Annotated in this window: 11 protein-coding genes; 8 read left to right on the top strand and 3 right to left on the bottom strand. The window is 61.8% G+C overall.

The annotated features are described in order from the left end of the window. Positions 1-66: 66 nt before the first annotated feature. The 5 genes from MOP87_RS07535 to prpF all read left to right on the top strand — a co-directional run bounded on the left by MOP87_RS07535 (position 67) and on the right by prpF (position 6,849). Entirely contained in the window at positions 67-783 is a 717-nt protein-coding gene (locus MOP87_RS07535; RefSeq protein ID WP_110606823.1) for a GntR family transcriptional regulator, read from the top strand. Continuing rightward, a complete protein-coding gene (gene prpB, locus MOP87_RS07540; protein WP_028686938.1) occupies positions 780-1,670 on the top strand; it encodes a methylisocitrate lyase in 891 nt (296 codons plus the stop codon). The genes MOP87_RS07535 and prpB overlap by 4 nt, the downstream gene beginning before the upstream one ends. Positions 1,671-1,765: 95 nt before the next feature. Then, positions 1,766-2,893, top strand: coding sequence for a 2-methylcitrate synthase (prpC, locus tag MOP87_RS07545; protein WP_027914611.1), 1,128 nt, complete (start codon positions 1,766-1,768; stop codon positions 2,891-2,893). 105 nt (positions 2,894-2,998) lie between these two features. Further along, the gene (gene acnD / locus MOP87_RS07550; protein WP_242810319.1) at positions 2,999-5,590 is read left to right on the top strand and encodes a Fe/S-dependent 2-methylisocitrate dehydratase AcnD; all 2,592 of its coding nucleotides are present in this window, start codon (positions 2,999-3,001) and stop codon (positions 5,588-5,590) included. Positions 5,591-5,658: 68 nt separating this feature from the next. Next, positions 5,659-6,849, top strand: coding sequence for a 2-methylaconitate cis-trans isomerase PrpF (prpF, locus tag MOP87_RS07555; RefSeq protein WP_242810320.1), 1,191 nt, complete (start codon positions 5,659-5,661; stop codon positions 6,847-6,849). A gap of 141 nt (positions 6,850-6,990) precedes the next feature. Here the strand turns inward: prpF and acnB are convergent, their stop codons facing one another. Then, positions 6,991-9,600 (bottom strand): bifunctional aconitate hydratase 2/2-methylisocitrate dehydratase, encoded by a 2,610-nt coding sequence (gene acnB / locus MOP87_RS07560; protein ID WP_028686940.1) that lies wholly within the window; start codon positions 9,598-9,600, stop codon positions 6,991-6,993. Positions 9,601-10,004: 404 nt separating this feature from the next. On the opposite strand from acnB, the gene MOP87_RS07565 reads away from it, so the two are divergent. The 3 genes from MOP87_RS07565 (at position 10,005) to MOP87_RS07575 (ending at position 11,900) form a co-directional block, all read left to right on the top strand. Then, positions 10,005-10,472 (top strand): DUF1289 domain-containing protein, encoded by a 468-nt coding sequence (locus MOP87_RS07565; protein ID WP_023536066.1) that lies wholly within the window; start codon positions 10,005-10,007, stop codon positions 10,470-10,472. Positions 10,473-10,669: 197 nt separating this feature from the next. Beyond that, entirely contained in the window at positions 10,670-11,074 is a 405-nt protein-coding gene (locus MOP87_RS07570) for a hypothetical protein (protein ID WP_242810321.1), read from the top strand. Further along, positions 11,007-11,900: a hypothetical protein gene (locus MOP87_RS07575; protein ID WP_242810322.1), complete on the top strand. Its 894-nt coding sequence runs from the start codon at positions 11,007-11,009 to the stop codon at positions 11,898-11,900. Before MOP87_RS07570 ends, MOP87_RS07575 begins: the two co-directional genes overlap by 68 nt. 108 nt (positions 11,901-12,008) lie before the next feature. Here the strand turns inward: MOP87_RS07575 and queD are convergent, their stop codons facing one another. Continuing rightward, complete coding sequence (gene queD, locus MOP87_RS07580) at positions 12,009-12,365, bottom strand: 6-carboxytetrahydropterin synthase QueD (RefSeq protein ID WP_110606844.1); 357 nt, start codon at positions 12,363-12,365, stop codon at positions 12,009-12,011. A 52-nt stretch (positions 12,366-12,417) separates the two neighbouring features. Continuing rightward, on the bottom strand, positions 12,418-13,497 hold the full coding sequence (locus tag MOP87_RS07585) for a patatin-like phospholipase family protein (RefSeq protein WP_242810323.1): 1,080 nt from the start codon (positions 13,495-13,497) through the stop codon (positions 12,418-12,420). Between the last annotated feature and the right edge of the window lie 40 nt (positions 13,498-13,537).

Genomic DNA, 13,537 nt, shown 5'->3' on the forward strand with positions numbered 1-13,537 from the left:
ATGTTTTGACCGGTGCATGTGGTTCAGCTAGATTGATGGCAATTATTTAGGCATGGTGTCAACAATATGCAGGTGCTTTCACCCAGTGACGCTGCTGGCAACGAGGAATCGGAAACCCTGTCCGAGCATGTGTTCAGGCGGATTCAAGCGGCCATTGTGCGGGGGGACATAGCCCCAGGGAGCAAGATTTCCGAGCCGGAGCTTGCCCGCACCTATGGCATCAGCCGAGGCCCGCTGCGTGAAGCCATTCACCGCCTCGAGGGCCAGCGCCTGCTGGTTCGTGTGCCCCATGTGGGCGCACGTGTGGTTTCACTGAGCCACGCCGAACTCATCGAACTCTATGAAATCCGCGAGTCGCTCGAAGGCATGGCCTGCCGCCTGGCGGCCGAGCGCATGGGCAGGGCCGAGATCGACGAGCTGCGCCAGGTGCTGGAAACCCATGAGCGCGATGCTGCCTTTCAGGCGGGCGTAGGCTACTACCAGCAGGAGGGTGACTACGATTTTCACTATCGCATCATCCAGGGCAGTGGCAACCAGACCTTGGTCAAGATGCTCTGCGGCGAGCTGTACCAACTGGTGCGCATGTACCGTATCCAGTTCTCGGCCACACCCAATCGGCCACGCCAAGCTTTCGCCGAGCACCACCGCATCCTGGACGCGATCGCCGAGGGTGACGGCGAGTTGGCCGAGCTGTTGATGCGCCGTCACATCGCTGCGTCCAAACGCAACATCGAGCGCCATTACCAAGGCGACCACACCCCCAGCACACGAGGTGAAAAATGACCGTCAAGAGCACCCCAGGCCAGCGTTTTCGCGATGCAGTGGCCGCCGAGCGCCCGCTGCAAGTCGTTGGCGCCATCAATGCCAACCACGCCTTGCTGGCCAAGCGTGCCGGCTTCAAGGCCATCTACCTGTCCGGCGGCGGTGTGGCGGCAGGCTCGCTGGGCTTGCCTGACCTGGGCATCAGTGGCCTGGACGACGTGCTGACCGACGTCAGGCGCATCACCGATGTGTGCGACCTGCCATTGCTGGTGGACGTGGACACCGGTTTCGGCGCCTCGGCCTTCAACGTTGCCCGTACCGTGCGCGCCATGAGCAAGTTTGGCGCCGCGGCCATTCACATCGAGGATCAGGTAGGCGCCAAACGTTGTGGCCACCGTCCGAACAAGGAAATCGTCACCCAGCAGGAGATGGTCGATCGTATCAAGGCGGCGGTCGATGCCCGCACCGATGACAGCTTCGTGATCATGGCCCGTACCGATGCGTTGGCGGTCGAGGGGCTCAATGCGGCGCTGGATCGGGCGGCCGCCTGTGTCGAGGCCGGTGCGGACATGATTTTCCCCGAAGCCATCACCGAACTTGCGATGTACAAGACCTTCGCCGACCGGGTCAAGGCTCCCATCCTGGCCAACATCACCGAGTTCGGTGCCACCCCTTTGTACACCACCGAAGAACTGGGCTCGGTCGATGTGTCGCTGGTGCTGTATCCACTGTCGGCGTTCCGCGCCATGAACAAGGCTGCCGAAAACGTCTACGCGGCCCTGCGCCGCGACGGCACGCAGAAGAACGTCATCGATACCATGCAGACACGCATGGAGCTTTACGAGGCCATTGGGTACCACGCTTTCGAGCAGCATCTCGATGCATTGTTTGCACAGAAAAAAGGCTGACCTGCCAGCTGAGCGCGCTGCAGCGCCCAGGTTCAGGGGTAAGTAAGGGTTAGCCAGCCAGCATTCCATAACAAGTTCAAGAAAGGAGAAGCACCATGGCCGAAGCAAAAGTACTCAGCGGCGCAGGCCTGCGCGGTCAGGTTGCCGGGCAGACGGCCCTGTCGACGGTCGGTCAGGCCGGCGCTGGGCTGACCTATCGGGGCTATGATGTCCGTGACCTGGCCGCCCATGCCGAATTCGAGGAGGTGGCTTACCTGTTGTTGTATGGCGAGCTGCCCTGCCAAGCCGAGCTTGCCGACTACAAGCACAAGCTCAAAGGCCTGCGCGACCTGCCGCAGGCGTTGAAAGAAGTACTGGAGCGCATCCCGCGCGACGCTCACCCGATGGACGTGATGCGCACGGGCTGCTCCGTGCTCGGAACCCTCGAGCCCGAGCTCACCTTCGATGCCCAGCGCGACAAGACCGACCGGCTCCTGGCCGTCTTCCCGGCGATCATGTGTTACTGGTACCGCTTCAGCCATCACGGCGTGCGCATCGACTGCGTCAGCGACCAAGACACCTTGGGCGGCCACTTCCTGCAGTTGCTCCATGGCAAGCCGCCCAGCGAGCTGCATGTGAAGGTGATGAACGTATCGCTCATTCTCTACGCCGAGCACGAGTTCAATGCCTCCACTTTCACCGCCCGGGTGTGTGCCTCGACCCTCTCGGACCTGTACTCCTGCGTCACCGCCGCCATCGGCTCGCTGCGCGGCCCGCTGCACGGCGGTGCCAACGAGGCGGCCATGGAGCTGATCGAGCGCTTCCAGAGCCCGCAGCAAGCGTCGACCGAGTTGCTGCACATGCTCGAGCGCAAGGACAAGATCATGGGGTTTGGCCATGCCATCTACAAAGAGTCCGACCCGCGTAACGAGGTGATCAAAGGCTGGTCCAAGCGCCTTGCCGATGAAGTGGGCGACACGGTGCTGTACCCGGTGTCCGAAGCCATCGACAAGACCATGTGGGAGCAGAAGCGCTTGTTCCCCAACGCCGACTTCTACCATGCCTCGGCGTATCACTTCATGGGCATACCGACCAAGCTGTTCACCCCTATTTTCGTCTGCTCGCGGCTTACCGGCTGGGCAGCGCATGTGTTCGAGCAACGTGAGAACAATCGCATCATCCGTCCGAGCGCCGAATACACCGGCGTCGAACAGCGTCAGTTCGTGCCGATCGAGCAGCGCTGATGGGCGCCCACCCCGCGCAGGTCTTGTTGGCCTCGCGGGGTGGCCCAGCATGTCTGCCCGCACGCGCACCCTTGAACGCCATCCGTGACCGAGCCTGATAACGATATGAATACTGCCTACCGCAAAGCCTTGCCAGGCACCGACCTGGATTATTTCGATGCCCGCGCTGCCGTCGAGGCCATCAAACCCGGCGCCTATCAGGGCTTGCCCTATACCTCGCGCGTGCTGGCCGAGAACCTGGTGCGCCGCTGCAGCCCCGGTACGCTCCAGGCGTCGTTGGCCCAGCTGATAGAGCGCAAGCGCGACCTGGATTTCCCTTGGTATCCGGCCCGGGTCGTCTGCCATGACATCCTGGGTCAGACCGCGCTGGTCGACCTGGCCGGCTTGCGCGATGCCATCGCCGACAAGGGCGGTGACCCTGCCCAGGTCAACCCGGTGGTGCCCGTACAGCTGATCGTCGATCACTCACTGGCCGTCGAATGTGGCGGCTATGATCCCCAGGCGTTCGAACGCAACAGGGCCATCGAGGATCGCCGCAACGAAGACCGCTTCCATTTCATCAACTGGACCAAGAAAGCGTTCAAGAACGTCGATGTCATCCCGCCTGGCAACGGCATCATGCACCAGATCAACCTGGAGAAGATGTCGCCCGTGGTACACAACGATCACGGCGTGGCCTACCCGGACACCTGTGTCGGCACCGACAGCCACACCCCTCATGTGGACGCATTGGGCGTGATTGCCATCGGCGTGGGAGGGCTTGAGGCCGAGAACGTCATGCTCGGGCGCGCCTCCTGGATGCGTCTGCCGGAAATCATCGGCGTCCAGCTCACCGGCAAGCTGGCGCCCAACCTGACGGCAACCGACTTGGTATTGGCCCTGACCGAATTTCTGCGCAAGCAGAAGGTGGTCGGCGCCTACCTCGAATTCCATGGAGAAGGCGCCCGTGCTCTGACGCTCGGCGATCGCGCCACCATCTCCAACATGGCTCCAGAATATGGCGCCACGGCGGCCATGTTCGCCATCGATCAACAGACCATCGACTACCTGCGCCTGACGGGCCGCGAGGAACAGCAGGTCGCACTGGTAGAGACCTACGCCAAGGCCACGGGTCTATGGGCCGACAGCTTTGCCGACGCAGTCTACGAGCGCACACTGGACTTCGATCTCTCCAGCGTAGTGCGCACCATGGCGGGCCCCTCAAACCCCCATGCCCGGGTGGCCACCAGCGAGCTGGCCGTCAAGGGGATTGCGGGTGCCTGGGAGCAGGTACCCGGGCAGATGCCGGACGGGGCGGTGATCATTGCAGCCATCACCAGCTGCACCAACACCAGCAACCCGCGCAACGTGATTGCCGCCGGGTTGCTGGCACGCAATGCCAACAGGCTGGGGCTGGCGCGCAAGCCTTGGGTCAAGTCATCGCTTGCTCCTGGATCCAGGGCTGTACAGCTGTACTTGGAAGAGGCGGGCCTGGAGGCGGAGCTCGAAGCGTTGGGCTTCGGCATCGTCGCTTTTGCTTGCACCACCTGCAATGGCATGTCCGGCGCCCTCGACCCGACCATCCAGCAGGAAATCATCGACCGGGACCTGTACACCACCGCGGTGCTGTCTGGTAACCGAAACTTCGATGGCCGTATTCACCCGTATGCCAAACAGGCATTTCTGGCGTCCCCACCGTTGGTCGTGGCCTACGCCATCGCGGGTACGATCCGTTTCGATATCGAGAAGGATGTGCTGGGTGTGGCATCGGATGGGCGGGAAATCCGCCTCAAGGATATCTGGCCCAGCGATGACGAAATCGATGCGATGGTTCGCGCTGCGGTCAAGCCCGAACAGTTCCGCAAGGTCTACATTCCCATGTTCGCCGTGGAGCAGGACCACGGGCCCAAGGTCGCGCCGCTGTACGACTGGCGTCCCATGAGCACCTACATCCGTCGCCCACCCTACTGGGAGGGCGCCTTGGCTGGGGAGCGCACCTTGCGTGGCATGCGCCCACTGGCGTTACTGCCGGACAACATCACCACCGATCACCTGTCGCCCTCCAATGCCATCATGCTCGACAGCGCGGCGGGAGAGTACCTGGCCAAAATGGGCTTGCCTGAAGAAGACTTCAATTCCTATGCCACCCACCGTGGAGATCACCTCACGGCTCAGCGCGCCACCTTCGCCAACCCCAAGCTGTTCAACGAGATGGTGCGCAACGAAGATGACAGTGTAAGGCAGGGCTCGCTCGCACGCCTTGAGCCCGAAGGCCGAGTCATGCGCATGTGGGAAGCGATCGAGACCTACATGCAGCGCAAGCAGCCGCTGATCATCGTGGCCGGTGCCGATTACGGCCAGGGCTCTTCACGCGACTGGGCTGCCAAAGGGGTTCGTCTGGCAGGCGTGGAGGCCATCGTCGCCGAGGGGTTTGAGCGCATCCACCGCACGAACCTGGTGGGTATGGGCGTCTTGCCCCTCGAATTCATGCCAGGTACAGACCGTAAGGTACTGGGCCTGGATGGCAGCGAAACCTATGACGTGATCGGCACCCGTACACCGCGCGCCACCCTGACCCTGGTGGTTACCCGTCGCAACGGAGAGCGTTTTGACGTACCGGTGACCTGTCGCCTGGATACGGCCGAAGAGGTGTCGATCTACGAAGCGGGCGGTGTGTTGCAACGTTTTGCCCAGGACTTCCTCGAAGCGACCGTTTAACGCGACGTGGCCGCATTGCGGCCCTAGGCGCCCGCCCTGGCTCGGGCCCATCCAAGAGGCTTCAATTAATGGCACATGCACCTCAAATCAAGATTCCGGCCACTTACATCCGTGGCGGCACCAGCAAAGGCGTGTTCTTCCGTTTGCAAGATCTGCCGGAACAAGCGCAAACGCCAGGTCCGGCACGCGATGCCTTGCTGCTGCGGGTAATCGGCAGCCCCGACCCCTATGGCAAGCAGATCGACGGCATGGGCGGGGCAACGTCCAGCACCAGCAAGGTCGTGATCCTGTCCGCCAGCGAGCGGCCTGATCATGATGTGGACTACCTGTTCGGCCAGGTTAGTATCGACAAGCCTTTCGTGGACTGGAGTGGCAATTGCGGCAACCTTTCCGCGGCAGTAGGTGCGTTCGCCATCGGCAGTGGCCTGGTAGACTCCGCGCAGTTAGCCGGCACCGGTGTTGCCACGGTGCGTATCTGGCAGGCCAACATCGGCAAGACCATCGTGGCTCATGTGCCGATGGACAACGGTCAGGTGCAGGAGACCGGCGACTTCGAGCTTGATGGCGTGACGTTCCCGGCCGCCGAAGTGCAGTTGGAGTTTCTTGATCCGGCTGCCGACGACGATGGGGAAGGCGGGGCGATGTTCCCTACCGGTAACCTGGTGGACGATCTGGAGGTGCCAGGGGTTGGCACCTTCAAGGCTACGTTGATCAATGCCGGTATCCCAACGGTGTTTCTCAATGCAGCCGACCTCGGCTACAGCGGTATGGAATTGCAGGATGCCATCAATGGAGATCCGGCTGCCCTGGAGCGGTTCGAGACGATACGGGCCCATGGTGCGCTGCGCATGGGGCTGATCGAGCATGTAGAGCAGGCTGCCGCCCGCCAGCATACCCCCAAGGTGGCATTCTTGGCGCCGGCACATGCCTATCTCGCCTCAAGTGGCAAGCAGGTCAGGGCGGAAGATATCGACTTGCTGGTGCGCGCCATGTCCATGGGTAAGCTGCATCACGCGATGATGGGCACTGCTGCCGTCGCGATCGGCACGGCGGCGGCCATCCCGGGGACACTGGTAAACCTGGCTGCAGGCGGCGGTGAGCGCAGTGCAGTACGCTTCGGGCATCCATCGGGCACCCTGCGGGTTGGTGCAGAAGCACGCCTGATCAATGGGCAGTGGTCGGTGACCAAGGCCATCATGAGTCGCAGCGCTCGCGTGTTGATGGAGGGCTGGGTGCGCGTTCCTGGTGATAGTTTCTGATAGGCGTGCTCGCCGCCGCCTGGTCACGTTCACGAAGGCGTCTGCAGGTCTTTAGCAGGTGCCCGACCGTTTGAAATGGCAAAAAAAGCCCCGGCATCACTGCCGGGGCTTTTTCATGCAGCCAGTCGATGGCTGCCTGGCTTACGCCTGGACCACTGGGATCTTGGCGTTGGCGGCCGCTTCGCGGAACTCGGCGATCTGGTCGAAGCTCAGGTAGCGGTAGACGTCGGCAGACATGCTGTCGATGTCCTTGGCGTACTGCATGTACTCTTCGACGGTCGGCAGCTTGCCGATGATCGAAGCCACCGCAGCCAGCTCGGCCGATGCCAGGTACACGTTGGTGGCGTCGCCCAGGCGGTTCGGGAAGTTACGGGTCGAGGTCGACACCACGGTCGAACCGGTCTGAACTCGCGCCTGGTTACCCATGCACAGGGAGCAGCCCGGCATTTCCATCCGCGCACCGGCTTTGCCGTAAATGCCGTAGTAGCCTTCTTCGGTCAGCTGGTGTGCATCCATCTTGGTCGGCGGGGCCAGCCACAGACGGGTCGGAATACCGCCCTTGACCTTTTCCAGCAGCTTGCCAGCGGCGCGGAAGTGGCCAATGTTGGTCATGCACGAGCCGATGAAGACTTCGTCGATCTTCTCACCCTGTACCGAGGACAGCAGGCGAGCATCGTCCGGGTCGTTCGGGGCGCAGAGCACAGGCTCCTTGACGTCGGCCAGGTCGATTTCGATGATTTCGGCGTATTCGGCATCGGCGTCGGCCGACAGCAGTTCAGGGTTGGCCAGCCAGGCTTCCATGGCCTGGGCGCGACGCTCCAGGGTGCGTGCATCGCCGTAGCCTTCGCCGATCATCCAGCGCAGCAGGGTGATGTTGGACTTCAGGTACTCGGCAATGGCTTTTTCCGGCAGCTTGATGGTGCAACCGGCAGCCGAACGTTCAGCCGAAGCGTCCGAGAGCTCGAAGGCCTGCTCGACGGTCAGTTCGTCCAGGCCTTCGATTTCAAGGATGCGACCGGAGAAGGCGTTTTTCTTGCCCTTCTTCTCGACGGTCAGCAGGCCTTGCTGGATGGCGTAGTAAGGGATGGCGTGCACCAGGTCACGCAGGGTGATGCCAGGTTGCAGCTTGCCTTTGAAGCGCACCAGGATCGACTCTGGCATGTCCAGCGGCATGACGCCGGTGGCGGCAGCGAAGGCTACCAGGCCGGAGCCTGCAGGGAAGGAGATGCCGATCGGGAAGCGGGTGTGCGAGTCGCCACCGGTACCCACGGTATCGGGCATCAGCATGCGGTTCAGCCAGCTGTGGATGATGCCGTCCCCTGGGCGCAACGACACGCCGCCACGGGTGCGGATGAAGTCTGGCAGGGTATGGTGGGTGGTGACGTCGATTGGCTTCGGATAGGCCGCGGTGTGGCAGAACGACTGCATCACCAGGTCGGCGGAGAAGCCCAGGCAAGCCAGATCCTTGAGTTCGTCACGGGTCATGGGGCCAGTGGTGTCCTGGGAACCCACGGTGGTCATCTTCGGCTCGCAGTAGGCGCCTGGGCGAACGCCCTGGCCTTCCGGCAGGCCACACGCACGGCCGACCATCTTCTGCGCCAGAGTGAAGCCCTTGCCGGTGTCGGCAGGCTGCTCTTGTTTCTTGAACAGGTCCGATGGGCCCTGGCCAAGCTCGGCACGGGCTTTTTCGGTCAGGCCGCGGCCGACGATCAGAGGGATACGGCCACCGGCACGCACTTCGTCGAGCAGCACTTCGGTCTTGAGCGCGAACGTGGTTACCAGCTCATCGCTTTCGTGACGGCGTACTTCACCTTTGAACGGGTAGACGTCGATCACGTCGCCCATGGCCAGGTCGGTGCAGTCGAACTCGATCGGCAGGGCGCCGGCGTCTTCCATGGTGTTGTAGAAGATCGGGGCGATCTTGGTGCCGAAGCAGAAACCGCCAGCACGCTTGTTTGGCACGTACGGGATATCGTCGCCGAAGAACCACAGCACCGAGTTGGTGGCGGATTTGCGCGAAGAACCGGTACCCACCACGTCACCCACGTAGGCGACCGGGTAGCCCTTGGCCCTGACTGCTTCGATCTGAGCCAGCGGGCCCACCGAGCCTGGTTGCTGCGGCTCGATGCCGTCGCGGGCCATTTTCAGCATGGCCAGGGCGTGCAGCGGGATGTCAGGGCGCGACCAGGCATCTGGGGCAGGGGACAGGTCGTCGGTGTTGGTTTCGCCAGGCACCTTGAACACGGTCAGGGTGTATTTCTCGGCGATGGCCGGGCGCGAGGTGAACCACTCGCCGGCGGCCCAGGATTCCAGCACGGCCTTGGCATGAGCATTGCCGGCCTTGGCTTTTTCAGCCACGTCATGGAAGGCATCGAACATCAGCAGGGTATGCTTGAGCTGCTCGGCCGCGACGGCGCCCAGCTCGGCGTCATCCAGCAGCACAACCAGCGTCTCGATGTTGTAGCCGCCCTGCATGGTGCCCAGCAGTTCGGTGGCGTGCTTGCGATCGATCAGCGGCGAAGTGGCTTCGCCCTTGGCGAGAGCCGAAAGGAAAGCAGCCTTGACATAGGCCGCCTCATCGACGCCAGGCGGTACGCGGTTGGTGAGCAGGTCTACGAGGAAGGCTTCTTCGCCGGCCGGCGGGTTTTTCAGCAACTCGACCAGGCCTGCAGTTTGTTCGGCGTTCAGCGGCTGGGGCACGATACCCAGCGCGGCGCGCTCTTCGATGTGTTTGCGGTAGGCTTCAAGCACAGTTATTTCCCTCATCAGTGGCCCCTTTAAGGGGTCCGGGACGCTCATCCAGCATTCCTTGCACCCATGCGCCGTCATGGCTTCTTGGGCCGCCTGGCCAGGGTCGCAAGAAATCCTTGCGGAAGCTGCTTTCAAAGTTTTACGCCTGCAGAACGAGTATCTGATGAGGGCTGGCTCGGGCCTGCGGGGATGCAGGCCCGGACCAACGTCGTTCTGCCGGATCAACTGTGCTCGTGACGCTTTGAAAACAGCTTCCAACGGACATTGTTGCCTTCGAAAAGGCCGGATGATTCTACGGTATAAATCGCTGGAAGGTAAGGCGGCGATGATGACTTTAGCGGGTGACCCTGGTTAGACAAAGGGCTAACATGGCCGCGTACTCCACCTTCAAGCCGTTGTATTTCATGTCCAACAAGTCCATCAAAACGCCCTGCGTCGGCCTGTGTTCCACGGTTTATGGGGACACCGTATGCCGGGGATGCAAGCGTTTCCACCATGAGGTCATCCACTGGAATGGCTACGACGATGCGCAGAAACGCGCGGTTTGGTTACGCCTGGAGCAACTGCTGGTTCAGGTGATGATGGCCAAGCTTGAGGTGTTCGACAAAGGCGTGCTGCGCCAGCAACTGGAGCAGCGTGCCATACGGTATGTCGAGCAGCAGTCCGAGTACTGCTGGGCCTACCAGCTCATTGCCAGGGGCGCGCGCATGATTCGGGATTTGGAGGCCTACGGCATGGCCTTGCTGCCCGAGTTCCGCGACTGGGAACTGCCGCAACTGCGCGATGCGATTGATCGTGAGTTCTTTCTGTTGTCAGAGGCGCATTACCAGCGCTACATCGCGCCATCGTTTCTCAACAGCGCGTTGGAGTAGTCGTCTTCTCCTCTACTTCGCTGTTTGGCCCTCCACTAGCGTCGAGCTTGCGATTCAAGGGGGACCTCGGTCAGTGCCAGCGGGGGTGAACTCAGGTCGATCGATTCGACATTCTTGATGTAGAGCGCTTCCTTCTGCAATGCGCGGCCGGCGTTGCTTAGCGTTTAGCTCACATTGCGACCCAAGAGTGAGCCATCATGACCGACTACATTTATCATCCTGAACTCTCGTTTCTTGCCCGCTGCTGGTGGCAGTTGACCGACGAGCTGATTCAGCCGGATCGATGGTGGGACTACCAGGACAAGCTTGCCCCTATGTGGCTTCACGTCGGCGGGGCCGGTATCCACAACGATCATTGGTATAACTACTGGCGAGCTGAGCCCGAGGGAAAGGGGCCACTGCAACTGGCGCCAGAGGACTACACCAAGGACGGCCACCGGTATGGCGAGCTGTTCTGGTTCGGTGCCTACGTTGCTGCCTCAGGGGAGGATGGGGCGAAACGAAATCCGGCCTTACGACAGCGGGTGGCGGCCGTTGAACCGTATCCTCTACAACAATCCCTCTACGGTGTCGGGGTACGTTGCGGTCAAACGCGCGAATGAGCCAAGCGCCGGGCAGCCGCGTCTTTCCAATCCCACCCATTTATGGTCGGTGCAGGCGATGAACTACGCCGGTATCAAGCGCGGTGCGCGAATGTGCAACCTGATTCTGGAGAATGCCCAAGGGCATCGCGTAAGGCGCTATAAAGAAGCAGACGCATCGCTCATCAATACCGTACGCGGCGAGCCTGGCCGGATAGCACTGGAGATTCTCGACTATGGACATCAGGCTCGCGAGTGGGCTTGGGGAACGGCGCTGGAAAAGGCGCGTGCCAGGTACAGATTTCAGCCTCAATACAGCTTCATTGGACGTGCCTGGTGGCGGCCTGACGGTGAATCAACCGCAGGAGGCCTGGTAACGGCAAGGTTCGACGAAGGCAGTGAGTGGTCTCCCAGAGCTGGGCTAGTGGTCGAGACGAATGATTTCTTTGGGAATCGCTGGAACATCGCCGAATTTCGCATGGCATGCGACCACTTTTGGTTTGCCGCCTACAGCGATGGGAACAGCCATGTCTATGAGCTATGGCCGCTCGACAGTCACGGCAGGCGCCTCGACTTTACCCTAAGAGAGCAGCGCGGTTGGACGACAAGCCTGGCCAAGCGCTGGACCAGCCAGCGAGCGCTCCCAGACTTTCTCTGGAAGCTCGAAGGACTTGATCCCAAAACCTTGGACGAAGGTACATCTGTCCTCAATGTGCAGTTGCAGCACTTGAACGGCGGACCTGCGACGTTGCTGTGGCCCCAGCATGGCCGTCGGTTGATCACGGGCCAGCAAGGGCAGCACGGTTCGCTAACGATTCATGTGCTGGAGACGGCTGCCCGCTGCTGATCGGGTGGAGTTGGATCGGGGCAGGTTCGCTGCTGGGCCCCCAGGACGCCGGACCAGGCGAGGCGTTGTGGGGGTGAGCGTCAGCGCTTGACGAGCCTGCCTACGGGCTCAGTCCCCGCTGTATTCGCAACCACTGGTGCACGTCTCGTGGATACGCACCTTGGACAGTTCTGGCAGCAACGGTTTGACCTGATCCCAGATCCATTTGGCGATGACTTCGCTGGTGGGGTTTTCCAGGCCAGGGATGTCGTTCAGGTAGTTATGGTCGAGCTGCTCGTAGATGGGTTTGAACACCGCCTTAATTTCGGCGAAGTCGCGAATCCAGCCGGTATGCGGATCGAGTGGACCCGTCAGATGAAGGCCGACCTTGAACGAATGCCCATGTAGACGCCCGCATTTATGGCCTTCGGGCACATGGGGAAGGCGGTGGGCGGATTCGAACATAAATTCTTTGAAGATTTCCACGCAGTCAAACTCTGTCTGAATCAATAATGCGCGCAGTTTACCAGCATGCCCATCACAAGGCTTGCAGTCGTTCATGCAGCCGCCCGGTGGCGACCAATTCCAGAAACTCATCGCCCAGGCGTTGGCTTTCATCGATGGCCTTGTACCAGTAGCGCTTGCGCGCCGGTGCATCGCCCATGAAGCGCTTGAAGTCGTTTCGATCGGGCAGCTTCCCGTGAGGCAGGGTTGCCAGGTAGGCCGGCGAGGGCGCCAGCAGCAGTACGTTCTGCAGGCGCCTGGCATCGCCCTTGCGCCACGGCAGGGCCTTGTCGAACCAGCCAGGGACGACCTTGTCGGTGAAGTGCGGGTAGACCACCAGGTCATCGCCCCCGTAGGGCAGGTCAAGGTGGTAGTCCAGCAGCCCGCCATCGCGGTACATACCGGAGCCGGCTCCAGGTATGTCCCGTACTCCCTCCATGACCATGGGGATCGAACCCGAGGCAAGCAGGGCATGACGCAGGTTAGCCAGGTCCAGCGGCAGGCAGCGCGTCGGGAAATCCGTCAGGGCATCAAGCGGTGGCTGGCTGCGGCTGTCGTGCAGAATCACGCGCTCGAAATGTCGGGCCAGGCGAGATCTGCCCAGCAGGTTGCTGGCGATCACCGAGCCAAGGCCCATACCCAGTCGGCCGCGATGATCGTGAGCGAGCTGGCCATGGCTTTTGACGACCAGGATGTTCAACCGGTACGCCGGGTTCGCCAGCACCTGGCCGTCACGACCCTGCAACAGGTCATCGAGCATGCGTTGGCAACTGCGCGTGATCTGGGCCGGGGTGACGCCTTTTGCAAAATCCTGCTCGGTATAGAGCACCCCTAGCCGCCGCAACCCGGCAACCGGGTCGTCAAGGCAGGCGCTTGCAAAGCGCCAGGCGCCAATCGATGCGCCGATCAGCGCGCGCGGGCGAGGGGCCGCTGGCAGGAACTGGCCGAACAGCGCCAGGTCCAGGCCCTGAATGCCCAACGGTTTCGGCCCCCCTGCTGCACCTGGGAGCACGCCGACGTCGACAGCCTGCAGCCCGCGCTCTCTGATTTGGCGCAAGGCGCGATGGCCAGCCTTCAGGGTAAGGGCGGGGTACTTGACGTGTATGGCGCTCATGGTGGTCCTCTGCGGCGACGGGCGCAGCATTATAGAGTGA

Origin of the sequence: Pseudomonas sp. I3-I5, from assembly GCF_022699445.1 — a bacterium.
GTDB classification, from domain to species: domain Bacteria; phylum Pseudomonadota; class Gammaproteobacteria; order Pseudomonadales; family Pseudomonadaceae; genus Aquipseudomonas; species Aquipseudomonas fulva.